At 77.8% G+C, this 25,490-nt stretch carries 19 protein-coding genes and 3 pseudogenes; 5 read left to right on the top strand and 17 right to left on the bottom strand.

What is annotated here, in order from left to right:
• Positions 1 to 2: 2 nt before the first annotated feature.
• Entirely contained in the window at positions 3 to 1,895 is a 1,893-nt protein-coding gene (locus O7633_RS01790) for a copper resistance CopC family protein (protein ID WP_282325615.1), read from the bottom strand.
• A 218-nt stretch (positions 1,896 to 2,113) separates the two neighbouring features.
• Here O7633_RS01790 and O7633_RS01785 point away from each other — a divergent pair, with 218 nt between their 5' ends.
• The 4 genes from O7633_RS01785 to O7633_RS01770 all read left to right on the top strand — a co-directional run bounded on the left by O7633_RS01785 (position 2,114) and on the right by O7633_RS01770 (position 6,181).
• Positions 2,114 to 2,725, top strand: coding sequence for a copper chaperone PCu(A)C (locus O7633_RS01785; protein WP_282325614.1), 612 nt, complete (start codon positions 2,114 to 2,116; stop codon positions 2,723 to 2,725).
• The gene (locus tag O7633_RS01780; RefSeq protein WP_282325613.1) at positions 2,722 to 3,948 is read left to right on the top strand and encodes a Dyp-type peroxidase; all 1,227 of its coding nucleotides are present in this window, start codon (positions 2,722 to 2,724) and stop codon (positions 3,946 to 3,948) included. The genes O7633_RS01785 and O7633_RS01780 overlap by 4 nt, the downstream gene beginning before the upstream one ends.
• Positions 3,949 to 3,974: 26 nt before the next feature.
• Positions 3,975 to 4,574 (top strand): copper resistance CopC family protein, encoded by a 600-nt coding sequence (locus O7633_RS01775; RefSeq protein WP_282325612.1) that lies wholly within the window; start codon positions 3,975 to 3,977, stop codon positions 4,572 to 4,574.
• 149 nt (positions 4,575 to 4,723) lie between these two features.
• Positions 4,724 to 6,181 (top strand): PepSY domain-containing protein, encoded by a 1,458-nt coding sequence (locus tag O7633_RS01770; RefSeq protein WP_282325610.1) that lies wholly within the window; start codon positions 4,724 to 4,726, stop codon positions 6,179 to 6,181.
• Positions 6,182 to 6,231: 50 nt separating this feature from the next.
• Here O7633_RS01770 and O7633_RS01765 read toward each other — a convergent pair whose 3' ends face one another.
• The 3 genes from O7633_RS01765 to O7633_RS01755 form a co-directional block, all read right to left on the bottom strand.
• Positions 6,232 to 7,794, bottom strand: a complete 1,563-nt coding sequence (locus O7633_RS01765; protein ID WP_074476252.1) for an aminotransferase class I/II-fold pyridoxal phosphate-dependent enzyme — start codon at positions 7,792 to 7,794, stop codon at positions 6,232 to 6,234.
• A gap of 23 nt (positions 7,795 to 7,817) precedes the next feature.
• Positions 7,818 to 9,140 carry an FAD-dependent monooxygenase gene (locus O7633_RS01760; RefSeq protein WP_282325606.1) on the bottom strand — a complete coding sequence of 441 codons (1,323 nt, stop codon included), beginning with the start codon at positions 9,138 to 9,140 and terminating at the stop codon, positions 7,818 to 7,820.
• 319 nt (positions 9,141 to 9,459) lie between these two features.
• Complete coding sequence (locus tag O7633_RS01755) at positions 9,460 to 11,166, bottom strand: tetratricopeptide repeat protein (RefSeq protein ID WP_282325605.1); 1,707 nt, start codon at positions 11,164 to 11,166, stop codon at positions 9,460 to 9,462.
• 334 nt (positions 11,167 to 11,500) lie between these two features.
• Here O7633_RS01755 and O7633_RS01750 point away from each other — a divergent pair, with 334 nt between their 5' ends.
• The gene (locus O7633_RS01750; RefSeq protein ID WP_282325604.1) at positions 11,501 to 12,076 is read left to right on the top strand and encodes a DUF4334 domain-containing protein; all 576 of its coding nucleotides are present in this window, start codon (positions 11,501 to 11,503) and stop codon (positions 12,074 to 12,076) included.
• A gap of 44 nt (positions 12,077 to 12,120) precedes the next feature.
• On the opposite strand, the pseudogene O7633_RS01745 reads toward O7633_RS01750, so the two are convergent.
• The 13 genes and pseudogenes from O7633_RS01745 to O7633_RS01690 form a co-directional block, all read right to left on the bottom strand.
• Positions 12,121 to 13,070: pseudogene (locus O7633_RS01745) on the bottom strand (sirohydrochlorin chelatase); the annotation flags it as partial.
• On the bottom strand, positions 13,067 to 13,660 hold the full coding sequence (locus O7633_RS01740) for a precorrin-8X methylmutase (protein WP_074476128.1): 594 nt from the start codon (positions 13,658 to 13,660) through the stop codon (positions 13,067 to 13,069). The gene O7633_RS01740 and the pseudogene O7633_RS01745, both read right to left, overlap by 4 nt.
• A complete protein-coding gene (locus O7633_RS01735; protein ID WP_282325602.1) occupies positions 13,657 to 14,820 on the bottom strand; it encodes a HoxN/HupN/NixA family nickel/cobalt transporter in 1,164 nt (387 codons plus the stop codon). Before O7633_RS01735 ends, O7633_RS01740 begins: the two co-directional genes overlap by 4 nt.
• On the bottom strand, positions 14,817 to 15,044 hold the full coding sequence (locus O7633_RS01730; protein ID WP_282328446.1) for a 4Fe-4S dicluster domain-containing protein: 228 nt from the start codon (positions 15,042 to 15,044) through the stop codon (positions 14,817 to 14,819). The genes O7633_RS01735 and O7633_RS01730 overlap by 4 nt, the downstream gene beginning before the upstream one ends.
• Before the next feature lie 35 nt (positions 15,045 to 15,079).
• A complete protein-coding gene (gene cobJ / locus O7633_RS01725; protein WP_278134892.1) occupies positions 15,080 to 16,780 on the bottom strand; it encodes a precorrin-3B C(17)-methyltransferase in 1,701 nt (566 codons plus the stop codon).
• Entirely contained in the window at positions 16,777 to 17,301 is a 525-nt protein-coding gene (gene cbiT / locus O7633_RS33110; protein ID WP_348776332.1) for a precorrin-6Y C5,15-methyltransferase (decarboxylating) subunit CbiT, read from the bottom strand. Before cbiT ends, cobJ begins: the two co-directional genes overlap by 4 nt.
• 282 nt (positions 17,302 to 17,583) lie before the next feature.
• Positions 17,584 to 18,177 (bottom strand): annotated as a pseudogene (gene cbiE / locus O7633_RS33105) (precorrin-6y C5,15-methyltransferase (decarboxylating) subunit CbiE); the annotation flags it as partial.
• A 134-nt stretch (positions 18,178 to 18,311) separates the two neighbouring features.
• Positions 18,312 to 19,463 (bottom strand): cobalt-precorrin-5B (C(1))-methyltransferase, encoded by a 1,152-nt coding sequence (locus tag O7633_RS01715; RefSeq protein ID WP_278134889.1) that lies wholly within the window; start codon positions 19,461 to 19,463, stop codon positions 18,312 to 18,314.
• The gene (gene cobM / locus O7633_RS01710) at positions 19,460 to 20,359 is read right to left on the bottom strand and encodes a precorrin-4 C(11)-methyltransferase (protein WP_282325599.1); all 900 of its coding nucleotides are present in this window, start codon (positions 20,357 to 20,359) and stop codon (positions 19,460 to 19,462) included. Before cobM ends, O7633_RS01715 begins: the two co-directional genes overlap by 4 nt.
• Entirely contained in the window at positions 20,356 to 21,147 is a 792-nt protein-coding gene (locus tag O7633_RS01705) for a precorrin-2 C(20)-methyltransferase (protein WP_282328445.1), read from the bottom strand. The genes cobM and O7633_RS01705 overlap by 4 nt, the downstream gene beginning before the upstream one ends.
• A gap of 68 nt (positions 21,148 to 21,215) precedes the next feature.
• A complete protein-coding gene (locus O7633_RS01700) occupies positions 21,216 to 22,598 on the bottom strand; it encodes a cobyrinate a,c-diamide synthase (RefSeq protein ID WP_282325598.1) in 1,383 nt (460 codons plus the stop codon).
• Positions 22,592 to 23,203, bottom strand: coding sequence for a cob(I)yrinic acid a,c-diamide adenosyltransferase (gene cobO, locus O7633_RS01695; protein WP_091277672.1), 612 nt, complete (start codon positions 23,201 to 23,203; stop codon positions 22,592 to 22,594). The genes O7633_RS01700 and cobO overlap by 7 nt, the downstream gene beginning before the upstream one ends.
• Positions 23,204 to 23,322: 119 nt before the next feature.
• Positions 23,323 to 25,485 (bottom strand): annotated as a pseudogene (locus O7633_RS01690) (VWA domain-containing protein); the annotation flags it as partial.
• Between the last annotated feature and the right edge of the window lie 5 nt (positions 25,486 to 25,490).

Raw genomic sequence — 25,490 nt, 5'->3', positions numbered from 1 at the left:
TCTCAGCCCAGGTCGAGGGTGAACTCGGCGGTGTGGACCTTGCCGTCGACCTGGAAGTCGAAGAACGCCCGGTAGCGGCTCGGGCCCGGCGCGGTCAGCCAGAACCGGGGCGCCCCGTCGACCAGCTCCTGATCCGGGTGGACGTGCACGTATCCCAGGTCGCCCTCGCGGACGACCACCAGGTGCCCGTACGCGCCCAGGTAGCGTTCCAGCGTCGGCGCGGGGCCGCCCGCGCGGCCCACCCGGAACGACAGCGGCACCGTCGCCCCGACCGTCGGGGCGCCCACCATCTCCACCTCGAACGGCCCGGTCGTCGCCCGCGGCGCGGCGGCCGGCAGGGGGGCCGGGGTGTGCGCGCCGGGGACCTGGTGGTCGACGCCGAGGACCAGCGGCCGTGCGGTGCCGTCGGCGGCGGTCGTGGCGAAGTCGGCGTAGACGCGGTAGCCCCCGGCCCGCTCGAGCGCCAGCGGCACGCTCCAGGTGCCGTCGGCGGCCATGGTGGGGTGCAGGTGCTGGTAGCCGCCCAGGTCCCGGCCCACCACGACCAGGTGCAGCGGCTTGTCGTGCACGACCGCGAAGCGCGTCTCCGGCTGCCCGTCGACGCCCACGATCCGGAACCGGTAGTCGGCGTCCACGCCGGCCGGCTGGGACCGCGTCACCGGCTTCAGCGTGTAGCCGCCGGCGCTGACCGTCGTCCCGGTCACCTGCGCCTGCGCCGGGTCGCCGTCGCCGGGATGCGTGTGCGCCCCGGCGCCCGGCGCGTGCTGGTGCCCGTCCCCGGCCGCGACGGGGCGGCCGGTGGCCGGCGACCCGCCCACGGCCGCCGTGGCGGCCCGCCCGTCGCCGGCGCCGACGCGGCCGAGCCCGAAGCCGGCCACCAGGGCGACCACCAGTCCCCCGACGAGCAGGGCGAGGCCCCGGTCGCCGAGCCGGGGCCCGTTGGCCGGCGGGTCCTCGGACGCCTCGCCCGGGGCGACCGGGCCGCGTCGGGGGCCGCCGCCGCGGGCCGCCGGGCGTGGGGTCGGGCCGGCGGGCTTCCGGCGTCCCGCCGCCCGCGCGGCCGGGGCGCGGCGCGCCGCCCGGCCGGCGGGGCGCGGGCGGGCCCACGGCCAGCGGGGCGTCGGGCCCGGGCCGCCGGCCCGCGCGGCGCGCCACCGCCAGGCGACGACGCCGGCCGCCGCCACGACCACCACGACCACCACGGCGACGACGCCGGGCCACCCGGACCCGCCGGTGTCCTCGGCCTCGACGGGGGCCGCGGCGACGGAGGCCGCGCCCGGGGCGGCGGGCGACGCGGCCGGCGTGGCCGGTCCGTTCGAGGACTGGGGCGCGCCGTGCCCGGACGTCGCGTGCTGCTCGGCGGCGGCGACGAGCGCCGGGTCCGGTCCCGCGGTCGGCGCACGCCAGCCCTGTGGGGCGGCCGTGACCCGACCGGTGTAGCGGAAGCTCATCGTGCCCCGCACCGGCTCGCCGTCGGAGGCCACCGACAGGTAGCTCACCGTGTACTGGCCCGCCGCCGGCAGGTGCGCCAGCTTCACCACCGCCGGGAAGCCGGTGGCGTACTCGCGCGGCTCGAACTTGCCGTCGACGAGCAGGTACTCGCGCACCGGCTTGTCCAGGGGAGCGGGCGACCCGTGCGTCCAGCCGTTGTCGACCCGGCCGCCGTTCGGCGCGGTGACCGCGAAGTACGCGTTGTCGGCGACCCGCTCGGTGAAGTAGAGCTGCACGGTCGCCAGCGGCTCGCCGACCGTGGCGCCGACCGCCGGCGTGGACATGGCCAGGGTGCCGTGCGCGGCGGCGGGCGGGGCGGCTCCGAGGACGGCGACCGCCGCGGCGAGGACGACGGCGAGCAGGCCCGAGACGAAGCGGCCGGGGACCGGAGGGGGACGACGCATCGGATCATCCTCGCCGCACCCGGACTTCCGTCAAGCCCATCCGAACTTTTTCCGCAGATGGCAAAAGTTTCTCTCCCCCCGGGCACCGGTCCGCAGGGCGGTCGCCGGCGCGCCCGCCCGGCCGGATCCCCCGAGTGGCGTGGGTCACGTTCGGCGGCGGAACTTTACCCCCCGTGACGCCGACCATCCAGCTGGAATCGATCATCGAAGGGGAAACGATGCCCAATCTCCGCGCACCCCGCCGGTCCCGGCAGACGAAAGTCCTGCTCACCGCCCTTGTCGCGGCGGCAGCCGTAGCCGGCTGCGGCTCGCCGGACAGCACGTCCACGGCCGCGCCGGACCAGACGCCGTCACCGTCGGTGTCGGCGAGCGCCGCCGCCGGGGTGCTGACCGTGCGTGACCCGTGGGTGAAGGCCGCCGACCAGGGCATGACCGCGGCGTTCGGCACCCTGGTCAACGACGGCGACACGGACGTGACCATCACCGGCGCGGCCACCGACGTGTCCCCGATGGAGCTGCACGAGATGACCATGAAGGACGGGACGATGGTCATGCGGGCCAAGCAGGGCGGCATCGTGGTCAGGGCGAAGAGCAGCCACGCGCTGGAGCCCGGCGGCGAGCACCTGATGCTGATGAACCTCCGGCAGCCGGTGCGGCCCGGCGACGAACTCGCCGTCACGCTCACCTTCGCCGACGGCCGGACGCAGACGTTCACCGCCGTCGCCAAGCCGTTCACCGGCGCGCAGGAGAGCTACGCGCCCGGCCACGGCGCGACCCCGATGCCGGGCACGAGCGGCACGCCGCGGGCGGCCACGAGCCCCGCGTCATGACCGACGCCACCACCGGCCGCCCGGTGCGCAGGCGCGCCCTGCTCACCGGCGGGGCCCTCGCCGCCGGGGGCACGCTCGCCGGGGCCGCCGTCGCCCTCGCCCGCCCCGGCGACACCGACGTGCGCCCCGAGGAGACCGTCCCGGTGGCCGACATCGGCGGCGCGGTGGTGCCGTTCCACGGCGCGCGCCAGGCAGGGGTGGACACCGAGCCGCAGGCGCACGCGGCGTTCGTCGCGCTGACCCTCGCCCCGGCCACCGACCGGGCCGCCCTGGGCCGGCTGCTGCGGCTGCTCACCGACGACGCCGCCCGGCTCACCCGGGGCCGGCCGGCCCTCGCCGACACCGAACCCGAGCTCGGCCTGCTGCCCGCGCGGCTGACCGTCACGTTCGGCTTCGGGCCGGGCCTCTACCGGGCCGCCGGCCTCGACGACCGCCGGCCGGCGTCGGTGGCGGCGCTGCCGGCCTTCCGCGTCGACCGCCTCCAGCCCCGCTGGTCCGGCGGGGACCTGCTGCTGCAGATCTGCGCCGACGACCCGGTCACGGTGGCCCACGCCCAGCGGGTCCTGGTCAAGGACAGCCGGCCGTTCGCGACGGTGGCCTGGGTGCAGCAGGGGTTCCGCCGGGCGGCGGGCGCGGAACCGGGGCGCACCCAGCGCAACCTGTTCGGCCAGCTCGACGGCACCGCCAACCCCCGCCCCGGCGGGCCGCTGGAGACCGCCTTGTGGGTGCCCGACGGGCCGGCGTGGCTGCGGGACAGCAGCACCCTGGTCGTGCGGCGGATCAGCATGAACCTGGAGACCTGGGACCTGCTCGGCCGCGCCGACCGGGAGCTGGCCGTCGGCCGTCGGCTCGACACCGGCGCCCCGCTCACCGGCACGGCCGAACACGACGAGCCCGACTTCGCCGCCGTCGACGCCGCCGGGCTCACCGTCATCCCCGACTTCGCCCACCTGACCCGCGCCCGGGTCACCGACGACCGGCTGCGCATCCTGCGCCGCCCGTACAACTACGACGGCGTGCCGGCCGCCGACGGCACCGCCGACAGCGGGCTGATCTTCGCCTCGTACCAGGCGGACGTCACGACACAGTTCCTGCCCATCCAGCGTCGCCTCGCCGAGCGGGACCTGCTCAACGAGTGGACCACCCCGATCGGCTCCGCCGTGTTCGCCGTGCCGCCCGGCTGCCCGGACGGCGGCTGGATCGGCCAGCAGCTGCTCGCCTGACCGGCGTCACCAGGAGAGGGACCAGCATGCGCAGAACCGTCCGTCACCCCCGCCGCGCGGCGGCCGCCGCCGCGCTGGCCGCCCTCGCGGTCCTGGCCGCGCCGGCCGCGCCGGCCGCCGCCCACAACAGCCTCGCCGCGGCCACCCCCGCCGCGGACACCCGGCTGGCCGAGCCGCCGTCCGAGATCACGGTGCGGTTCCTCCAGAAGCTGGACCCGGGCCTCACCACCGTCGTGCTCAGCGACGCCACCCGCCGGGTGGTGCCCACGGACGCGCCCGTCGTCGCCGGCACGCGGGCGACCGTCGCCGTCGCCGAGACGCTGCCCGACGGCACCTACACGGTGGCCTACCGGGTCGTCTCCACCGACGGGCACCCCGTGCAGGGCTCCTACCGCTTCACCGTCGCCCGCCCCGCCGCCACCGCACCGGCCCCGGCGAGCGCCCCGCACACCGCGCCACCCACCGCCCCGCCGACCAGCGGGGCGGCCGGCGCGGCGGGACGCGCCGGCCCGGGCGGCGGGCCCGGCCCGCTCACCGTGGCGGCCGCCGTCGCCCTGGCCGGTGTCGCCCTGGCCGCCGTCGCGCTCGCCGGCGCGCGGGTGCTGCGCCGGCGGCGCGCCCGGTAGCCCACGGCGATCGCGCCACGGCCCGGGAACTTCCCCGGCCCCGCGCCCGACCACCTCACCGGTGGGCCCTGCGGCACCGACGGGACCCACCCCTGTCGTACGGGGGCAGTCCCACCGGGAACGATCCCGGCTATTCCGATCGGAAGCGTATGTCCATCACCGAACTGCACGGCGGGTCGACGCCGGAGCCGCTCACCCCGGCCGACGGGCCCGCGCCGGTGGCGCGCCGGACCCCGGCGTGGGCGGCCTTCCTGCTCCGCCTGCACTTCTACGCCGGCATCCTCGTGGCCCCGTTACTGTTCGTCGCCGCCCTGACCGGCCTGGCCTACACCGTCACCCCGCAACTCGACCGGGTCGTCTACGGCGACCTGCTGACCGCCGCGCCGGGCGGCCCGCCGAAGTCCCTCGCCGAGCAGGTCGCCGCCGCCCGCGCCGCCCACCCCGAGGGGACCGTCGCCGCCGTGCTGCCGGGCGCGGACGGGGCCACCACGCGGGTGGTGTTCGCCCAGCCCGACCTCGGCGACCGGGAGCACACCGTCTACGTCGACCCGCACACCGCCCGGGTCGAGGGACAGCTCACCACCTGGTTCGACGCCACGCCCGTCACCACCTGGCTGGACGACCTGCACCGCAACCTGCACCTCGGCGACCTCGGCCGGCACTACTCCGAGATCGCCGCGAGCTGGCTGTGGCTGCTCGCCGTCGGCGGCGTCGTCCTGTGGTGGCGGCGGCGCGGCGCCGCCCGTACCCGCGTCCGGCACCTGCTCGTGCCCGACCTGTCCGCCCGCCGGGGGGTGCGGCGCACCCGGGCCTGGCACGCCACCACCGGGGTCTGGCTCGCCGTCGGCCTGCTCTTCCTCTCCGCGACCGGCCTGACCTGGTCACGGTACGCCGGTGGGCACTTCGGCAGCGCGCTCGACGCGCTGCGCGCCGGCACCCCCGAGATCTCCACCAGCCTCACCGGCGCGCCGCCGCCCGCCGCCGGGGAGCACCAGCACGGCGGCGTCACCGCCGGGCCGGCGGACCCCGCGACGTTCGACCGGGTGCTAGCCTCCGCCACCGACGCCGGGCTGGCCGGCCCGATGCGGATCTCCCCCGCCGAGGAGCCGGGCGACGCGTGGACGGTCGCCCAGACCGACAACACCTGGCCCGTGGCCCGGGACCGGATCGCCGTCGACCCGGTCTCCGGCACGGTGACCGCCCGCAGCGACTTCGCCGACTGGCCGCTGCTGGCCCAGCTCAGCAGCCTCGGCGTCCAGGCCCACATGGGCCTGCTGTTCGGCCCGGTCAACCAGGTCCTGCTCGCCGCACTCGCCCTCGGCCTGCTCTGCGTCGTCGTCTGGGGTTACCGGATGTGGTGGCAGCGCCGCCCCACCCGCGCCGACCGGCGCGCCGCCGTCGGCGTCCCGCCCGCGCGGGGCGGGCTGCGCGGCCTGCCGTGGTGGGCGCTGCTGCCGGGCCTCGCGCTGACCGCGGCCGTCGGGTGGGCGCTGCCCTGGTTCGGCGGCCCCCTGCTCGCGTTCGTCGTCGTCGACGTCGTCCTCGGCGCGCTGGCCCGACGCCGCCGCCGGGCCGCTCCGGTCTCGCCCGCCCCCGCCGGCGGCTGACCGGTCCGTGCGGGGCGGCGGGCCGGTGTCGGCCCGCCGCCCACCGGCGGCTACCGGGCGGCGCTGCCGAACGCGCTGGACAGGTACGCCCGCGAGTCGGCGATGGCCCCCTCGATGATGCGGGCCGCCTCCCGGGCCTCCTCGGGCCGGTGGCCGGCCTGCACCTGGAGCCGGAACCGCGACGACCCGGTCGGGGTGACCGGGAACTCCACCATGAACGCGAGCACCCCCCGGTCGAACAGCAGCCGGTTGGCCGTCCGGGCGAGCTTCTCGTTGCCGATCAGCAGCGGCACGATCGGCGACGGCTCCCCCATGCAGGTCAGCCCCCGGCCGGTCAGCTCGTCGCGCAGCGCGTGGATGGCGGTGAACAGCCGGGCGCGCAGCTCGTCGCCCTCGGGGGACCGGATGATGCGGGCGGCCTCCCGGACCACGGCGGTCTGCACCGGCGACAGCGCGTTGGAGAAGAAGTGGCTGCCGCTGAACATCTTCACGTACTGCTTCAGGGCCGGCGAGCGCGACGCCACGAAGCCGCCGTTGGAGCAGAACGTCTTCGAGAACGCCCCCATGACGATGTCGACCTCGCCGAGCAGGCCCTGCATGCCCAGCACGCCCGTGCCGCCCGGCCCCATCGCGCCGAGGTCGTGCGCGACGTCGACCAGCAGGGTCGCGTCGTGCTCCCGGCAGACCCGTTGCAGGGTCACCAGGTCGGGCCAGTCGGCGTCGACGGAGAAGAGGCCGTCGGTGACGACGAGGATGCCGTTGCGGGTGTCGTGCGACCGGATGTCGACCAGGTGCTGACGCACGGCCTCGACGTTGAGGTGCTCGTAGCGGACCACGTTGCGGGTCGCCGCCCGCGCGCCCTGCTGGAGGCAGGAGTGCGCGAGCCGGTCGATGACCACGTGGTCGGACTGGCGGACCAGGCCGACGATCGCGCCGAAGCCCGCGGACCAGCCGGTCGAGAAGAGCGTGACGTGCTCCAGCCCCGTCAGCTCGCCGAGGGCGGCCTCCAGCTCGTCGGAGATGCGGGTGTTGCCCAGCACCATCGGCGAGCCGGCGCTGTGCGGGCCGTAGTCGCGCATCGCGCGGACCGCCGCCTCGCGGATCGCCGGGTGGGTGTTGAACGACAGGTAGTCCTGCGAGTTGAAGTTGATGCCCCGGGTCCGCTTGCCCAGGTCGTTGGTGATCTCGGCGATGCTGTCCGGGGCCGCCTCCAGGACCCGGGAGTACTGCCAGGTCTCCGTGCGGCGGCGGGCCTGCACCCAGCCGTAGAAGTCCTCGGTACGGGCGAGCAGGTCGCGGCCGGCGGGCCGGTAGAAGTCGTAGGCGTTCTTGTCCAGCGCGTACTCCTCGTCGGGGTCGACGGGGTTGCGCAGGTGTGCCGGCTCCCACATCTCGGTCAGGTCCGCCACGACCCGGGCCAGCTCGCCGTCGGCCCCGGAGGCGTCGAGGGCCGCCAGGTCGTCCCAGGGGATGTGGGTGGCCCAGTTGCGGGTCATCTCGGAGACCTCGGCCGCCTCGCGGGCCATGGTCGCCACGTCGCCGCGCCGGGCGGCGTCGAGGATGGCCTCGATCAGCTCGCCGTCGTCGCGCTGCTGAAGGTCGGTGCTGGTCACGGTGTCGGCTCCCTGGTGCGGCATCAGGCGAAGAGGTTCTGCTGGTACATGCGCGACGTGGCGGCGAAGTCGTCGAAGACCGGGTACCCGGCGGAGGATTCCTTGGCGGCGTCGTTGAGCAGGAAGAGGTTGGACGCCTGGAAGAACTCCGAGACCGGCGCGATGTCGGCGTGCGTGGCGATGAACCGGTCGGTCTCCTCCTGGTTGCCCCGCAACGCGACGAACAGCTGCAGCTCGTCGTGCCGGTACGGCCGCATCTCGCTCAGCGTGCACACGTAGTCGTAGTAGGCGGCGGAGTTCTGGCTGCGGCGGCGGCCCTCGTACGCGGCCATCGCCTCGTCGAGCGACGACTCGCCGGCCAGCCACCGGTGCAGGGCGGCGCTGGCCAGCTCCGCGTCGCGGAACGCGTGGGTCATGCCGATGGCGGTGCACTGGTCCTTGGCCGACTCGGCGTCGCCGACGAGCACCCAGCCGGGCCCGTGCAGCTGCCGGAGGAAGCCCGACTGGTCCAGCGTGCCGTAGATGCGCTCCTCCCGGGTGCCCCGGGTGCGGACCAGCTCGCCCAGCTCGGGGCTGACGAAGTCCAGCGCCCGCTGGACGTTGCCGGGCACGTCGGCGCGGAACTCCCGGGACCACTCGCTGGGCCCCCAGACGAGGACCATGTTCTGCCCGAAGTTGGTCGGCACCACCGCGCAGCCGAGCCGGCCACGCCGGTGGATCTGCCCCCGGCCCGGGTCGAAGCCGGACCAGTAGCTCCAGTAGGCGAACGTGCAGCGGGGCCGCTCGTCGAAGCGGGGCAGGCCGAGGGTGCGCGCGACGAACGAGTTGCGGCCGTCGGCGCCGACGACGATGCGGGCCCGCTCCTCGAACTCCCCGCCGTCGCTGGCGCGCCCCCGCACGCCGACGACCCGGCCGTCGGAGATGACCAGCTCCCGGACGGTGCTGTGCGTGCGGACCTCGGCACCGGCCTTGGCCGCCGCCTCCACGAGGATCTGGTCCAGCACCCGGCGGCGCACCGAGGCGTAGCTCTGTACGACGCCCGAGTCGTCGCCGTGCAGGTCCCGGAAGTGCTCACGCAGCAGCGACACGGGCACCGAGCCGCTCAGCGGGATGCCGTCGTTGACGATGTCGACGACCGTGTGCGTGGGGGTCACGGCGGTGACCTGGTCCAGCAGGCCCCACCGGTTGAGGTAGGACATCCCGTGCGGCCACAGGAAGTGCGTCGAGATGACGTCGCTGGGGAAGGACGAGCGGTCCACCACCAGCACCCGGTGGCCCTGCCGGGCGAGTAGCAGGGCGGTGGCGGCGCCCGCGCAGCGCCCACCGACGACTATCGCGTCGTACATGATTCGTAGTCCTTCGAACGAGGTCCGGCTGCCCCGCCGGCCGGGCCTTCGGCGCGTCGGCGGACCGGCCCGGGGCACGGACCGCCCCGCGCTGCCACCGGCGAACGGGAGTGAACCGTCAAAGTACACAGTGGACCGGTCTCGGCTCGGCCCGTCGAATAGGGGTGTGCCCGTGGCCGGACCGCCGTGACCGCGCTGGTCACCGTGGCACCGGGACGCTGTGCCACCCACCCCCGGTGGTTGCTGTCCGAAAGCCGACAGTCACCGGGCCGACCTGGCGCCGGCGAGGCGCGGCGTCGACACCCCCTCGACCGGATCTTCAGCCGGCCCCGGCGCCCCGGCAGCGGGCCAGCTCCGCCCGCAGGTCGCGGCGCAACGCGCGGTCCAGGCCGGGCTGGGCGAGCGCGTGGGCGAAGTCGCGGGCGGCCTCGTCCCGGCGGCCGAGCCGCAGCAGCGCCGTGCCCCGGTTGTAGCGGGGCACCGGCGCCGACGCGGCCAGCGCCACCGCCCGGTCCAGGTCCGCCACGGCGGCGGCGACGTCGCCGCGGTCGAACCGGACCGCGGCCCGGTTGGTCCACGCCTCGACCAGCCCCGGGTCGCCGGCCAGGGCCCGGGTGAACAGCTCGTCGGCCTCGGCGGACCCGCCGCGCTCGGAGCGGACCAGCCCGAGGGTGCACAGCAGCGCGGGCTCCTGCGGGGCCAGGGCCAGCCCCGCCCGCGCGCCGGCCTCGGCCGCGTCGTGCTCCCCGCGCTCCAGGTGCAGGTTGACCAGGGCGATGCGGGCGTCGAGGTGCCCCGGGTCGATGGCGAGCACCCGGTCGAGGTCGGCGCGCGCCCGCCCGGCGCGGCCCCGCTGCTGCTGGAGCACGGCCCGGTTGTAGTACGCCTCGGGCAGGTGCGGCCCGAGGCGGATCGCCGCGTCGTAGTCGCGGATCGCGGCCCGGGCGCGGCCCGCCGCCCGGTGCAGGGCGGCCCGGTCGACGTAGTACTCGCAGTTGTCGGGGTCGTGGGCGATCACCGTGTCGAGCTCGGCCAGGGCCCGGTCGGCGTCCCCCAGGGCCAGGTGCACCTGCGCCCGGTTGTGGCGCAGCCGGGCCAGGTCCTGCGGGCGTTCGCCGGGGGCGAGCACCGCCGCCAGGCGGGTCAGCCCGTCGTCGATCAGCCGCAGCGCGCGGGCGGGCTCGCCGGCCCGGCTGTCCAGCAGCGCCACGCCCTGCTCGTAGAAGACGGTGGACAGCACCCGCCGGCGCGGGTCGGCCAGGCCGCCGGCCAGGCGCAGCGCCTCGTGCAGCCAGTGCCGCGCCCGCTCCGGGTCCTGGTCGGCGGCGGGAAGGTGCCGGGCGTACAGCATGGCGGTGGCGTACGCGGCCGACATGGTGATCTTCGGGTCGTCGGTGGCGGCGCGGGCCTCGTCGTAGAGGTCGAGCGCCTCGGCGGCGCGGTCGAGGGCCGCCAGGGCGGTGGCCAGGCCGGTGGTGAACGCCCACCAGTGCCGCAGGTCGCCCGTCGCGGTCACGGCGGCGCGCCCGCGCCGGGCGGTGCGGGCGGCGTGGTGGTAGAAGCCGCGGGCCAGCGAGTCCCCCACGGCCGCGCGCAGCGCCGCAGGCGTCGGGTCCGCGGCGGCGCGCCGGGCGGTGCCGCCGTCGCGCAGGTCCAGCCGCAACGGGGCCGGCCCGACCCGGCGCGACAGGGCGTCCAGCAGTTCGCGGGTGGTCTCGTCGGCGGCGTCGACGTGGTCGAAGCGCACCGTGACCGGGCGCCGCAGGGTGCCCGCCCAGGCGAGCACGAACTCCGTCGCGCCGTAGGCGAGGCAGGCCGTGCGGCGGGCGGGGTGGAACCGGATCGGCTCCTCGTCGGCAGCGGCCCGGGCGGCGGGGTCGAGCGCGGGCGCGATGGCGCGCAGCTCGACGGCGTGCCGGGACGCCAGGCGGGGGCGGGCGGCCGCGATCCGGCCGAGGAAGTCGGCGACGCCGGCGTACGGCCCGTGGTCGCGGTGGCAGTCGTAGCCGCCCGGGTCGACGCTCACGACCGGGCCGGTCCCCGCAGGGGCGGGCGCCCGGGGACGCCCGCCGCGCCGGGTCCTACCAGCACCACTCGATCCAGAGCCGACGGGCGCCGGACAGCAGGCGCAGGGTGCTCGTGCGACGCACGGTCATCTTCCTCATGTGAACCTCCATAGTGATCACTGTGGAACTGCCCAGAGCGTAGGCCCGATCGGGGCGAATATGAAGAGCGTTCGTGATCATCGGTGCTCCGTCGGCGGCACGGGACGTCCGCAGCCGGGGCGATCCGGGCGTACCGTCGACGGCACCAGGTCGACCACGAGAGCAGGTCGACCCCGCGACCGAGGAGATGCGACCATGTCGAGCGCGGCGGACCCCGCTCCCGCAGCCGCCCTGCCCGCCCCGGAGCACCCGGCCACCCTGCCGGCCCCGGGAGACCTGGCGTCGGCCCTGGCCTGCTTCGACGGCCTCCCGCCGGTCGCCGTCGAGGAGATGCTCGGCGCCTGGCGGGGCAGCGGCTTCGCCACCGGCCACCCGCTCGACGGCCTGCTGGAGCGCTACGGGTGGCACGGCAAGCGGTTCGACGGCCCGGAGGACGTGCACCCGCTGGTCTTCGCCGCAGGCGGGCGGCTGGTCAGCGTCAACCCGGCGCTGGTGCCGACGGGGCTGCTGGTCCGCCCGCCCGGCGCGGTGCGCACCCCCCTGGCCGCGCGGGCCTTCGCGCTGGCCCGGCCGCTGCTGACCACGACCCGCCCGGCGGCGCGGCTGCGGATGACCGAGTACCGGGGGGTGGTGTCGGCGACGATGTGTTACGACCGCCTCCCCATCCACGACGTGTTCCGGCGGGTCGACGAGCGCACGCTGCTCGGCGTCATGGACCTGCGCGGCGCCGACCGGCCGTTCGTGTTCGTGCTGACCCGGTCCACGGCGTAGGCCGGCGGGGTGAGACGGGGACCCCTCTCTACCGAATGCGTTAACAAGGGGCCCTTCCTTACACGTGGGCGTGGCCGTGGTGATGGTGATGGTGGTGGTGGCCGCCGACCGGGTCGTCGGGGTGGTCGTGCGGGGTCTGCGGCCGGCCCACCTTGTCGGCGAAGCCGGGCAGCGCCACCCGGTAGGCGCAGGTGTCGCAGTTCATCCGGATGTCCCCGCGCAACGCCTCGGCGTGCCGTTCGAGGACCAGGTCGGCGAGGGCGTCGCAGTCGCCGATCAGGTCGGCCACCCGCACGTCGAGGTCGGGGTGGGCGGCGGCGAACTCCGCCGACCGGGCCACGATCCGGTCCGGCAGCACCCCGGCGAACAGGAAGTACGGGGCCACGACGATCCGGCGCGCGCCGAGGCGGCGCAGCCGCTCCAGCACTGCCGGCACCGACGGCTCGGCCAGCGAGACGAAGCCCGGTTCGACGCCCGCGTAGCCGCGCCCCTCCCACAGCAGCCGGGCCACCTTGGCGACCTCGGCGTTGGCGTCGGGGTCGGTGGAGCCCCGGCCGATCAGCGCCACCCACGTACCGGCCCGGTCGACGCCGGCCAGCGCGGCGTCGATCCGGTCGGCGAGGACGTCGTGCAGCAGCGGGTGCGGGCCCAGCGGGCGGCCGTAGGCGTAGCGGAGGCCGGGGAAGCGTTCCTTCTCCCGGGCCAGCGCGGCCGGGATGTCGCCCTTGCCGTGCCCGGCGGCGGCGAGGACCAGCGGCAGCGCCACGAGCCGGCGGTGCCCCCGGCCCACGAGCGCGCCGACCGCGTCGGTCAGCGGCGGGCGGGACAGCTCGATGAAGCCGCCCTCGACGTCGTCGACGGCGCGGCGGCGGCGGATCCGGTCGACCAGGGCCGCGAACTGGGCGACGCCGGCGGCGCTGCGGGTGCCGTGGCCGACGATCAGCAGCGGGGTGCGGTCCTGCCCCCGCGCGTCCGTTCCGGGTCGGTTCGTCATGTCTCCTCCAGGTACAGCAGGGCATTGAGGGCGGCGGCGGCGACCGCCGAGCCGCCCTTCTCGCCGACGTTGGACACGGCGGGCAGGCCGCTGGCGCGCAGCGCCGCCTTGCTCTCGGCGGCGCCGACGAACCCGACCGGCAGGCCCACCACCAGCGCCGGCCGCACACCGAGGTCGAGCAGCTCGAACAGGGCGGTGGGCGCGCAGCCGACCACCCACACCGCGCCGGGGCCCACCCGGTCGTACGCGACCCGCACCGCCGCCGCCGAGCGGGTGAGGCCCGCCGCGCGGGCCAGGGCAGCGGTGGCCGGCTCGGCGATCGGGCACACCGGCCCGGGGCCCGGGCGGGTGATCCCGGCGGCGACCATCGCCACGTCGGCGACCACCGGCGCGCCGCCGCGCAGGGCGGCCAGCCCGCCGGCCAGGGCCGCCTCGTCGCAGACCAGGTCGGCGACGTAGTCGAGGTCGGCGCTGGCGTGCACCACCCGCTCGGTGACGGCCCGGGTCAGCGGCGGCAGGCCGGTCAGGTCCACCCGGGAGCGCAGGATCGCGTACGACCGCCGCTCGATCGGATGCACGACGCGGCTCACCGGTCCGCCGCCCCGGGTGCGGCGCGGTCGACCCGGCCCGCCTCCCCCGACGCGACGTGCTCGACCCGGTCGGCGGGACCGACGGCGGCGGGGGTCCCGTAGCGCTCGTCGTAGCGGCGCAGCTTCCACAGCGCGGCGGCGGCGACCCAGGCCAGCGCGAAGAGCGCCACGACGGCGTAGCCGAGCTGCTCGAAGTGCTCGGCGAGCGCGGCGTACCCGGCCAGGGCGGACACCCCGAGGTGGTCGACGAGCAGCCCGGCGAGGTAGACGCTGGCCACGAGCGCGCCGACGAGCACGGTCATGCCGGTGGTGGCGAGGTTGTAGTAGAGCCGGCGGGCCGGCTGCCGGTACGCCCACGAGTACGCCCGGCTCATCAGCAGGCTGTCGGCGGTGTCCATGGCTGACATCCCGGCGGCGAACAGCAGCGGCAGGGTGAGCAGGGCCAGCACGGGCAGTCCCCCGGCGGCGGCGGTGCTCGCGGATAGGGCGAGCAGGGTCACCTCGCTGGCCGTCTCCAGGCCCAGGCCGAACAGGAACCCGACGGGCGCCATGTGCCAGGACGAGCGCACCAGCGAACGCGCCCGCGACCCCAGCACCCGCTGCACGAGGCCCCGGTTGAGCAGGTGCAGGTCCAGCTCCCGCTCGTCGAGGCCGCCGTGGCGCAGCCGCCTCCACAGCCGGGCCAGCCCGGCCAGCACCACGGCGTTGAGCCCGGCGACGAGGCTCAGGAACAGGGTGGCGGTGACGATCGCGACGGTCGCGCCCACCTCGCGGGCCTGCGCCAGGCCGGGGCCGGCGAGGCTGGTCGAGGCGAGCCCGACGATCAGGGCGAGCAGCAGCACCACGGCGCTGTGGCCGACGGCGAAGAAGAAGCCGACCCCGACGGGACGCCGGCCGCGCAGCAGCATCAGGCGGGTGGTGTCGTCGATGGCGGCGATGTGGTCGGCGTCGAAGGCGTGCCGCACCCCGAGGGCGTACGCGAGGGTGCCGGCCCCGGCCAGCCCGCCGGCCGCCGCGGGCTGGCCGTTCCAGTAGAGGTAGAGGCTCCAGCCGGCGACGTGCAGCACGGCGACGGCGAGCACGATGCCGCCGAGGCGTACCCGCTCGGCGCGGCTCCACCGGCCCGCCGGGGGCGCGGCGCTGACCACGGTCGTACTCATCGGGTTCCTCCACAGGGGTCGGTGCCGGTGACGCGGATGGCGTCGACCGGGCAGATCTCCAGGCACTCCAGGCAGCCGGTGCACGCCTGCGCGCGCACCAGCAGCCCGCCGGGGGTGGGTCGGATCGCGTGGGTGGGGCAGGTCAGCAGGCACGCGCCGCACCCCTGGCAGCCGACGATGGTCACGGGGGCGCGCGCCGGCGGCGCGGCGGCGGGCGCGGGCAGGGGGCGGGGCGGGGGCGCGGCGGCGGGCGGGGCGGTCACGCGCGCCACCGGTAGCCGCGCGGGGTGACCATCCGGCCGGCGACGAGCCGGGTGCGGCTGCTGCCGACCACCACGACGCTGTACATGTCGACCACGGCCGGGTCGAGGGTGGCGAGGGTGGCCAGGTGCACCCGTTCGCCGGGCCGGCTGGCGTTGCGCACCACCCCCACCGGGGTGTCCGGCGGCCGGTGCGCGGCGAACGTCTTCAGGGCGGCGGCGAGCTGCCAGTCCCGGGCGCGGCTGCGCGGGTTGTACAGCAGCGCCACGAAGTCGCCCTCCGCGGCGGCGGCGACGCGCCGCTCGATGACCTCCCACGGGGTGTGCAGGTCGGACAGGCTCAGGTAGGCGTGGTCGTGGCCCAGCGGCGCGCCGAGCAGCGCCGACGCGGCGAGCGCGGCGGTCACCCCGGGGACGCCGACGACGTCGACGCGGTCGTCGGCGTGCTCCAGGGCGGGGCTGGCCATCGCGTACACCCCGGCGTCGCCCGAGCCGACCAGCGCCACGGCGTGCCCGGCGGTGGCCTCGGCGACGGCGGCACGGGCGCGTTCCTCCTCCGCGCCGAGGCCGCTGGCGAGGATCCGGGTGCCGGGGCGCAGCACGTCGCGCACCTGGTCGACGTACTGGTCGAGACCGACGACCACCGCGGCGCGGCGCAGCTCGGCGAGGGCACGGGGGGTGCGCAGGTCGGCCGCCCCGGGGCCGAGGCCGACGATCGCCAGCCGGCCGCGCGGGGCGTGCCGGGCCACCGCGACGGTGGCCATCGCCGAGGCGGTCTTCGGCGCGACGAGCGTCGCGTCGGCGCGCCGGCCGGGCTCGCCGAGCAGCGCGGCGGCCTCCGCGACGCTGGGCGTGCCGACGGCCGCGCGGACCACCTCGCTGGGGTGCGGCACGTCGACGGCCGCCAGGTCCGCCGCCGGATGCGTCACCAGGGGTACGCCGAGCGCGTCGGCGGTCGCCCGGATGCCCGCCTCGTCGGCCTTGATGTCGGCGCTGGCCAGGCAGCGGACGCTGGCCGGGCTGAGGCCGGCGGCGGCGAGGACCCGGTCGAGCAGGTCGCGCACCTGCCCGGCGGGCACGCCCCGGCTGCCGCCCACGCCGACGACCAGCGACGGCGGCCGGAGCACGGCGGTGCGCCCGTCGAGCGGCACGACCCGGTCGGTGACGAGCAGCCGGGGCGAATCGGCGGGGGCGTCGGCGCGCACGTGCGGCGGCAGGGCCGGCAGCGGCCAGGCCGCGTCGGCGACGAGCCGCACCGGCTCGCCGTCGAGCAGGGCCCGGGTCACGGCGGCGACCGCCCCCTCGACGGGCCAGCCGAGCGTGTCCAGGCCGGGCAGGTCCGCCGCGTCGGTGGCGGTGGTGACCACCGGCCGGGCGTCGAGCAGCGCGCCGACGTCGGCGGCGAGGGCGTTCGCGCCCCCGGCGTGGCCGCCGAGCAGCGCCACGGCGTGCCGGGCGGCCTCGTCGACGACCACGACGGCCGGGTCGGTGCGCTTGTCGCCCAGCAGCGGGGCGAGGATCCGCACCACCGCCCCGGTGGCCAGGAACGCGACGACGGCGTCGTGCCCGGTGAACGCGGCGCGCAGCGCGTCGGCGGCGGTGTCGGCCTCGACGAGGCGGGCGTGCGGCCAGGCGGCGGCGAGGGTGCGGGCGTGGCGGCGGCCGGCGGCGGTGGCCGCGACGAGTCCGATGCGGGTCATCTGCGCTCCCCGGGGGACGGTGGGTGGTCGGCGGTGAGGACGAACACCGGGTTGGTGGCGGCGAGGCGCACCGACCCGCCGGGCAGGTCGGCGAGGCGGGCGGCGGAGAGCTGCACGCCCTCGACGCGGTAGCCGTGCCCGCGCAGCAGGTCGAGGGCGGGGGCGACCCGGTCCAGGGCGGCGATGGCGGCCACCACGCGGGCGGGCCGGCGGGCGGCGACGGCGGCGAGCGCGGCCAGTCCGCCGCCGCCGACGAAGACGGCGTCCGGGTCGGGCAGCCCGGCCAGCGCCGCCGGGGCGGGACCGGCGACGACCCGCACCTCGACCCGGTGCGCGGCGGCGTTGCGCCGGACGAGGCCGGCGGCGTCCGGGTCGCGTTCGACGGCGATCACGGCCGCGCCGAGCAGGGCGCACTCGATGCCGACGGAGCCGCTGCCCGCGCCGACGTCCCAGACGAGGCGGCCGAGGCGGGGGCGCAGCCGGGCCACGACGAGGGCCCGCACCTCCGCCTTGGTGATCATCGAGTCACGGTGGGCGTAGGCGTCCTCGGGCAGCGCCCAGCCCCCGGCGGGCGCGGCGGCCGGCTGGTTGTCGGCGCGCGCCCCGGCCGACGCCCCGCCGACGCCCGGACCTGCGCCGACGCCCGGACCTGCGCCGAAGCCCGGACCGGCGGCGGGGCCGGGCTGGTCGGCCGGGTCGGCCGGTGGGTCGGCGGGGCCGGGCGGCACGGGCGGGTCGGCCGGATCTGCCGGTGCCGGGTCGGCGGGGCCGGGCGGCACGGGCGGGTCCGCCAGCGCCGGGTCGGCGAGGCTGAGCAGCACGTGCGGGTCGGCCCAGGCGGTGCCGGCCGCGGCCTGCGGGGTGGTCTCGACGATCCGCTCGGCCGGGGTGCCGAGGCGCTCGGCGACGACGAGGCGGCGCGGCCAGCCGACCAGGCCCGCGCCGATCTCGGCGGCCCCCGCCCCGGGGGCGGTGAGCACGGCGACCGCCGGCAGCGCCCGCGCGGCGTTGAGCGCGGGCCGCAGGTCGCGGCCGTGCGCGCTGACCACGGCCGCGCCGTCCCAGGGCAGGCCGGCGCGGGCGAACGCGGCGGCCACGCTGGACACGGCGGGCAGCACCCGCAGCGGCAGCCCGTCGGCGCGCAGTCGGCGCACGATGCCGAACAGCCCCGGGTCGCCGCTGGCCAGCACCACCGCCGGGGTGCCGGCGGCGACGGCGGCGGCGAGCCGCTCCAGCGCGGGGGCGAGGGGGCCGAGGGTGACCGTGGCGCAGCCGGGGGGCAGCGCGACGGCGGCGAGGTGCCGGGCCGCGCCGACGGCCAGCCGCGCCCCGGCGAGGGCGTCGGCGGCGGCGGGGTGCGACGGCGCGCCGCCCGCGTCGACGCCGACGACGGTCACCGGGGTCCCGACGCGGACGACGGGCGCGGGGGGATCGACGCCGACGACGGGCGCGGGGGCGTCGGCGGCGCGGGGCACCCGCCCCGGCGGGACGTCGCCGGGGAGCAGGCGGCCCGCCGGGCCTGCGCCGGGGGTCACGCCGCCCACCGGCCCGCCGACGCGACGAGATGCTCCCCGGCGAAGTCGACCATCGCCACGTCGACGTCGACGGCGTGCCCGGCGAAGCGCAGCAGCACCTGGCGGACCCGGGCGCAGAGCAGGTCCCCGGCGGGGCGCAGCAGCCCCGCGTCCGCCCACAGCTCGTACGCGTGCCGGCCGGTGTTCGCCGCCACCACCTCGGCCACCAGGGCCGGGTCCCCGCCGGCGTCGGCGGTGACCGCGCCGAGCAGCGACAGGTCCACCTTGGAGCGGGTGTAGTGGGTCATCAGCACCCCGGCGGCGAGCTTGGCCAGCTTGCCGGCCATCCCGACGAACGCCACCCGGGTCAGGCCGTCGCCGACGGCGGCGGTGACGGCCGCGCCGGTGAAGTCGCCGACCTCGACGAAGCACACCTCGGGCAGGTCGGGCAGCAGGGCGCGGGCGGCCCGTTCGGTGCGCCCGCCGGTGCACAGCACCACCGTCCGCTCCCCCTGGGCGGCCATCACGTGCACGGCCTGCACCACGCTGGCCCGCCAGGACGCCGTCGAGAAGGGCCGGACGATCCCGGTGGTGCCGAGGATGGAGATGCCGCCGAGGATGCCGAGCCGCCGGTTGGTGGTCTTGCGGGCCATCACCTCCCCGCCGGGGACGCTGATGACCACCCGTACCCCGACCTCGGCGAGGTCGACCACCTCGGCGACGGCCTGGCCGATCATGCGGCGCGGGGTCTCGTTGATGGCCGGGCCGCCGACGGCGAGCCCGAGGCCCGGCTTGGTGACCGTGCCGACGCCCGGCCCGCCGGCCAGGTCGAGGCCGGGGGCGTCGCGCCAGCCGACGGTGGCGGTGAGGTGCGCGCCGTGGGTGACGTCCGGGTCGTCCCCGGCGTCCTTGACGACCACGGCCTCCGCGCCCGCGCCGGGCGGGTCGGCGAGGTCGCAGCGGGCCACGGGGAAGGCCACCCGGCGGCCGGCGGGCAGGTCGATCTCCACCTGCCGCTGCGGCACGCCGGTGACCAGCGCGGTCACCGCCGCCTTCGCCGCCGCGGTGGCGCACGCGCCGGTCGTCCAGCCGGTGCGCAGCGCGGTGGGCCGGACCTTCGCGGTACGCGGCAGATCCGGCTCGCGCAGCTCCGGTTCGGGGTACGTCATCCGGCCCGTCCCGGCGCGGCCGGTGTCCCGGGCTCGGCGTCCCCGCCCGCGCCGGTGCCGTCGTCGCGGCGGCGACGCAGCTGCGCGCGGGCGGCCGGCTCGGCCCGGCGGAAGGTGTGGAAGTGCCCGGGGTGATAGAGGTGCGAGCGGGTGCCGGCGGCGGCCAGCGCCGGCCCGACCAGGAACAGGGTGTGTTTCCACAGCCGGTGCCGCTTGACGGTGGCCTCCAGGGTGCCGACGGTGCAGCGCGCCACCAGCTCGTCCGGCCACGTCGCCCGGTACGCCACCACGGCCGGGGTGTCCGCCGGGTAGCCGCCGGCCAGCAGCTCGGCCTGCACCTGCCCGGAACGGGCGGCGGAGAGGAACAGCGCCATGGTGGTGCCGTGCCGGGCGAAGTCACGGACCCGCTCGCCGGGCGGCATCGGCGTCTTGCCGCCTTCGAGGCGGGTGAGGATCACCGACTGGGCCACCTCGGGAACGGTCAACTCCCGGCCGACGAGCGCGGCGACGGCGGTGAACGCGGACACGCCGGGCACCACCTCGACGGCCAGCCCGAGGGCCCGGCACAGGTCGAGCTGCTCCTGCACCGCCCCCCACAGCGCCGGGTCGCCGGAGTGGATCCGCGCCACGGTCAGCCCCCGGGCGGCGGCCCGCTCGTAGACCGGCAGCACCCCCTCCATCGCCAGTTGCGAGGAGTCGACGATCTCGGCGTCGGCGCGGGCGTGGTCGAGCACGTCGGCGTGCACCAGGCTCGCCGCCCAGACCACCACGTCGGCCGCGCCGATCACCCGGGCGGCGCGCAGGGTGAGCAGGTCGGCCGCGCCCGGCCCGGCCCCGACGAACCACACCTTCCCCGTGGTCGCCGGCGCGCCGGCGGCGTCTCCTGCGGTGCTCACAGCTTGCCTCCCCGGGTGTCCCGGCGGGCCGGGACGAGCAGCGTCGACAGGTACGGCAGGTCGCCGTCGTCGGGGTCCGCCGGGCCGATCCGCTCCCCGGGCAGGCCGAGCCCCCGGCCCAGCACCGCCTCGCTGAGGCGGCCCTGCCGGCGCAGCTCGGCCACCAGCTCGGGATGCCGCCGCCAGCCCTTGTACGCGACGACCGTCCCCGGCCCCGCCAGGGCGGCGGCGAACAGCTCCGGCCCGGCGGTGGCGGGCAGCAGGGTCAGCGGCTCGCGCCCCTCGCAGAGCACGGTGCCGCTGCGGGCGGCGAGGTCCTGCATGGCGGTGATCCCGGGCACCGTGGCGACCCGCACCGCCGGGCGCAGCGCGCGCACGCCCTGGGCCAGGTAACCGAAGGTCGAGTAGACGTTCGGGTCGCCGATGGTGGCGAACGCGACCCGCCCCGCCCCGGCGTCGAACGCGTCGGCCACGGCACGGGCGGCCGCGTCCCAGGCGGCCCGGCGGCGGGCGGTGACGCCGCCCCGGTCGTCGAGGGCGAACGGCAGCCGTCGCACCCGGCCACCGTCCACGTACGACCGGACGGTCGCCTCGGCCCGCCCGCCGCCGTCCACCGTCCCCGGGCCGGTCCCGGTCCCGTCGGGACCGGCCGGGGCGTCGGGGCCGGCTGGCGCGTCGGGGTGCTCCGCCATCACCGGGACGAACACCACGTCGGCCTCGCGCAGCACCCGCACCGCCTTCACGGTCAGCAGCTCCGGGTCGCCCGGCCCGACCCCCACGCCGGTCAGCGTGGGCCCGTCGGGGCGCGCCGCCGGGGCGGGCCACGACGCAGGGACGGGCCGTGGCCCCGGGGCGGTCACCGGCACGCCTGCACGAGGCGACGGGCGGCGTGCGGCTGGCCGGCCCAGTGGACGTGCAGGTAGGAGGCGTGCACCCGGCCGTCGACGAAGCCGTGCGCCGCGCCGTCGAAACGCCACGCCGGGGTGTCGCCGTGGCCGGGATCGGTGACGGTGCGGTGGAACTCGTGGCCGCGTACCCGCTCGCCGGCCCGGGTCACCGGGGAGTCGGCGGCGGCCACCGCCTCCCGGTAGCCGAGGGTGAGCCGGCCGGTCATCCGGGCGGTCAGGTCCAGCCGCCCGCACATCGGCGCGCCGTCGAGGGAGCGGCCCAGGTAGAGCAGGCCGGCGCACTCGGCGACGACGGGCCCGTCGAAGGCGGCCAGCTCGGCGCGCAGCGCGGCGTTGCCGGCGAGCGCGTCGGCGTGCGCCTCCGGGAAGCCGCCGCCGATCACCACCGCCCGGGTGCCGGCCGGCAGGCCGGGGTCGCGCAGCGGGTCGAACGGGGCCACGGTCGCCCCGGCCGCCGCGAGGAGTTCGGCGGTCTCGGCGTACGAGAAGGTGAAGGCCGCCCCGGCGGCGACCGCGACCGTCGGGCCGCCGGTGCGCGCCGGGCCGCCGACGGCGGCGGTGCTGGCTGGGCCGCCGACGGCGGCGACCGGGTCCCAGGCGGGGGCGGTCAGCGGCGGGGCGCTGCGGGCCAGGTCGAGCACCGCGTCGAGGTCGACGGTGGCGGCGACCAGGTCGGCGAGGGCGGCCACGACCGCGAGGGACTCCGGGGCCCGCTCGGCGACCGGCACCAGACCGAGGTGCCGCGAGGGGGCGGCGACCTCCACGGACCGGCTGACCGCCCCGAGCACCGGCACGCCCACCTCGGCGAGGGCGTCGCGCAGCAGCGTCTCGTGCCGGGGCGAGCCGACCCGGTTGAGGATCACCCCGCCCACGCGCACCCGCTCGTCGAAGGCGCGCATGCCGAGCACCAGGGCGGCGGCGGAGCGGCCCTGGGCGGTCGTGTCGAGCACCAGCAGCACGGGGGCGTCGACGAGGGTGGCGACGTGGGCCGTGGAGGCGTACCCCCGGCGGCCGACCGCGCCGTCGTGCAGGCCCATCACCCCCTCGATCACGGCGACGTCGGCGGGCGTCGGGACGCTCGCGCCGTGGCGCAGCAGCGGCGCGACGCGCTCCGGCCCGACCAGCCACGGGTCCAGGTTGCGGCCCGGCCGGCCGGCGGCGAGGCCGTGGTAGCCGGGGTCGATGTAGTCGGGGCCCACCTTGTGCGGGCTGACGGTCAGCCCGCGGCGGCGCAGCGCGCCGAGCAGGCCGGTGGCCACGGTCGTCTTGCCGTGCCCGCTGGCCGGGGCGGCGACCACCACCCGGGGCAGCGCCCATCCGGTGCTCACCACTCGATGCCCTTCTGGCCCTTCTGGCCGGCGTCCATCGGGTGCTTGACCTTGGTCAGCTCGGCGACCAGGTCGGCTGCGGCGACCAGGCGCGGGTCGGCGTCGCGGCCGGTGATCACGACGTGCTGGAAGCCGGGCCGGTCGGCCAGCGTCGCCACGACCTCGTCGACGTCGACCCAACCCCACTTCATCGGGTACGTGAACTCGTCGAGCACGTACAGGCCGTAGCGCTGCGCGGCCAGGTCGCGCTGGATCTGCCGCCAGCCCTCCAGGGCGTCGGCGGCGTGGTCGGCCTCGCCGCCGCGCTGGATCCACGACCAGCCCTCGCCCATCTTGTGCCAGGCGACCGGCGCGCCCTGGCCGGTGCGCTCGTGCGCCTCGCCGAGGGCGCGGAAGGCGTTCTCCTCGCCGACCCGCCACTTGGCGCTCTTGACGAACTGGAACACCCCGATCGGCAGCCCGGCGGTCCAGGCGCGCAGGGCCAGCCCGAACGCGGCGGTCGACTTGCCCTTCATCTGCCCGGTGTGGACGATCAGCAGCGGCCGGTGCCGCCGCTGCCGCGTGGTCAGCCCGTCGGCGGGCACCCGTTCCGGCCTGCCCTGCGGCATCAGCGCACACTCCTGTCCTGCCGGCTCGTCCCGCCGACTCTCCGCGATCTTGCAGTTGCGGCCCCCGCTTGCACCGCCTTCGTCCCTTTCGTCCGGGCCGCAAGTGCAAGATCGTTGTGCGTGAGGGCCGTGAGGGGGTGGTGGGGGGCGTTGAGGTGGGTGGCCAGGCGGCGGGCCAGGTGCAGGCGGACGGGGCCGGACTCGCAGTCGACGACGACGCACGGCGCGCCGGTGGCGGCGAGCGCCGCCGCCGCGCGGTCGGCCCGCTCCAGCGGGCGGGGCCCGGCGGTGGCCCGGCCGTCGGTGAGCACCAGCACCAGGGGACGCCGCCTCGGGTCGCGCAGCCGCTCCACCCGCAGCAGCTCGGCGGCGGCGGCGAGGCCCTCCGCGAGCGGGGTGCGCCCGCCGGTGGGCAGGTCGGCGAGCCGGGCGGACGCGGCCAGCACCGACGACGTCGCCGGCAGCAGGGTCTGCGCCCCGGCCCCCCGGAACGCCACCACGGCCACCTTGTCCCGGCGCTGGTAGGCGTCGGTGAGCAGGGCCAGCACGGCGCCCTTCACGGTCGACATCCGCTCCCGCGCGCCCATCGAGCCGCTGGCGTCGACGACGAACAGCACGAGGTTGCCCTCGCGCCCCTCGCGGACCGCCTCCCGCAGGTCGGCCGGGCGCAGCCGCAGCGGCCCGCCGACCCGGCCCCGGGCCGCGCGACGCCCGGCGGCGGCGCGGATCGTCGCCGGCAGGTGCAGCGGGCCGGGCCGGCCGGCGCGCGGGGTCCGCGCCCCGGTGGTGCGGCCCCGGCCGGTGCGGGCCCGCGACCGGCGGCCGGGCACCCCGTCGCCGACGCCGGGCGCGGTGAGCAGCCGGGCCGTCAACCCCCGCTGGGGTACGGCCACCCGCTGCCGCCCGCCGCCGCCGTCCCCGGGTCGGTCGACCGGCTGGTCGGCGGGCGGGTTCCCGCACTGGGCTGTGGGCTGGTCCCCGGGCTGTCCGGGGGCCCTGGCGTCGGCGGCCGACCCGGCTGTGCCGTCGCCGGAGCCGTCGCCGTCGTGCCAGCCGCTCGCCGGGCCGCCAGCCGCCGTCCCGTTCCCGGGGCCGTCGCCTCCCGCCGGGCCACCGCCGTCCGGGCCGCTCCCGTCGGGACCGCCACCGACCCCGGGGCCACCGCCGCCATCCGGGCCGCCCCCGGGACCACCACCGTCCGGGCCGTCGCCGTCGCCGTCGCCGTCGGGGGCGGGCGGGTCGTCGTCGGGGTGGTCGTCGGCGGCCCGCCGCAGCGCCTCGTCGAGACGGTCCTCGTCCAGCCCCGGGGCGTCGAACGGGTCACGGCGGCGGCGGTGCGGCAGGGCGAGCCGGGCGGCGACCCGCACGTCCTCGGCGGTCACCACCGTCCGGTCCTGCCAGGCGGCGTGCGCCATCGCGGCGCGGGCGGTGACGATGTCGGCGCGCATCCCGTCCACGTCGAACGCGGCGCACACCTCGGCGATCTGGCGCAGCGCGGCGTCGGGCAGCCGCACCCGGCCGAGCCGGTCCCGGGCGGCGGCGACCCGCCGGGCCACCTGGGCGTCGGCGTCGGCCCAGCGGGCGGCGAACCCGGCCGGGTCGGCGTCGGCGGCCAGCCGGCGGCGCACCACCTCCACCCGCACGGCCGGATCGCGGCTGGCGGCCACCTCCACGGTCAGCCCGAACCGGTCCAGCAGCTGCGGGCGCAGCTCCCCCTCCTCCGGGTTCATCGTGCCCACCAGCAGGAACCGGGACGCGTGGCTGACCGACACGCCCTCCCGCTCGACGTGGTTGCGGCCCATCGCGGCGGCGTCGAGGAGCAGGTCGACGAGGTGGTCGTGCAGCAGGTTGACCTCGTCGACGTAGAGCACGCCCCGGTGGGCGGCGGCGAGCAGGCCGGGCTCGAAGGCGCGTACCCCCTCGGCGAGGGCCCGCTCCAGGTCCAGCGAGCCGACCACCCGGTCCTCGGCGGCGCCGACGGGCAGCTCGACCAGGCGGGCCGGGCGACGCTCGACGGGCGCGGCGGCGCGACCCGGAACGGCCGCGCCGGCGGGGTGCGGGCCGTCGGGCGGGCCCGGGTGCGGGCCGTCGGGGCAGGACGGGTCCGGCGTCGCCGGGTCGCAGGCGAACCGGCAGCCGGCGACCTGGTCGACGGGCGGCAGCAGGGCGGCCAGGGCCCGCACGGCGGTGGACTTCGCGGTGCCCTTCTCGCCCCGCACGAGGACCCCGCCGATGGCCGGGCAGACGGCGTTGAGCAGCAGCGCGAGGCGCATGTCGGCCATGCCGA

This window comes from Micromonospora sp. WMMD712 (assembly GCF_029581295.1).
Classification (GTDB): Bacteria; Actinomycetota; Actinomycetes; order Mycobacteriales; family Micromonosporaceae; genus Micromonospora; species Micromonospora carbonacea.
The sequence above is the reverse complement of the archived record's forward strand: the minus strand, read 5'-3'. Positions and strand labels throughout refer to the sequence as shown.

Coding starts and splice junctions, on each gene's coding strand:
- cbiT (WP_348776332.1), bottom strand. CDS start 17,301: ATGATCACCAAGGCGGAGGTGCGGGCCCTCGTCGTGGCCCGGCTGCGC.
- O7633_RS01780 (WP_282325613.1), top strand. CDS start 2,722: ATGACCGACGCCACCACCGGCCGCCCGGTGCGCAGGCGCGCCCTGCTC.
- O7633_RS01735 (WP_282325602.1), bottom strand. CDS start 14,820: ATGAGTACGACCGTGGTCAGCGCCGCGCCCCCGGCGGGCCGGTGGAGC.
- O7633_RS01715 (WP_278134889.1), bottom strand. CDS start 19,463: ATGACGTACCCCGAACCGGAGCTGCGCGAGCCGGATCTGCCGCGTACC.
- O7633_RS01790 (WP_282325615.1), bottom strand. CDS start 1,895: ATGCGTCGTCCCCCTCCGGTCCCCGGCCGCTTCGTCTCGGGCCTGCTC.
- O7633_RS01760 (WP_282325606.1), bottom strand. CDS start 9,140: ATGTACGACGCGATAGTCGTCGGTGGGCGCTGCGCGGGCGCCGCCACC.
- O7633_RS01770 (WP_282325610.1), top strand. CDS start 4,724: ATGTCCATCACCGAACTGCACGGCGGGTCGACGCCGGAGCCGCTCACC.
- O7633_RS01775 (WP_282325612.1), top strand. CDS start 3,975: ATGCGCAGAACCGTCCGTCACCCCCGCCGCGCGGCGGCCGCCGCCGCG.
- O7633_RS01785 (WP_282325614.1), top strand. CDS start 2,114: ATGCCCAATCTCCGCGCACCCCGCCGGTCCCGGCAGACGAAAGTCCTG.
- cobO (WP_091277672.1), bottom strand. CDS start 23,203: ATGCCGCAGGGCAGGCCGGAACGGGTGCCCGCCGACGGGCTGACCACG.
- O7633_RS01750 (WP_282325604.1), top strand. CDS start 11,501: ATGTCGAGCGCGGCGGACCCCGCTCCCGCAGCCGCCCTGCCCGCCCCG.
- cobJ (WP_278134892.1), bottom strand. CDS start 16,780: ATGACCCGCATCGGACTCGTCGCGGCCACCGCCGCCGGCCGCCGCCAC.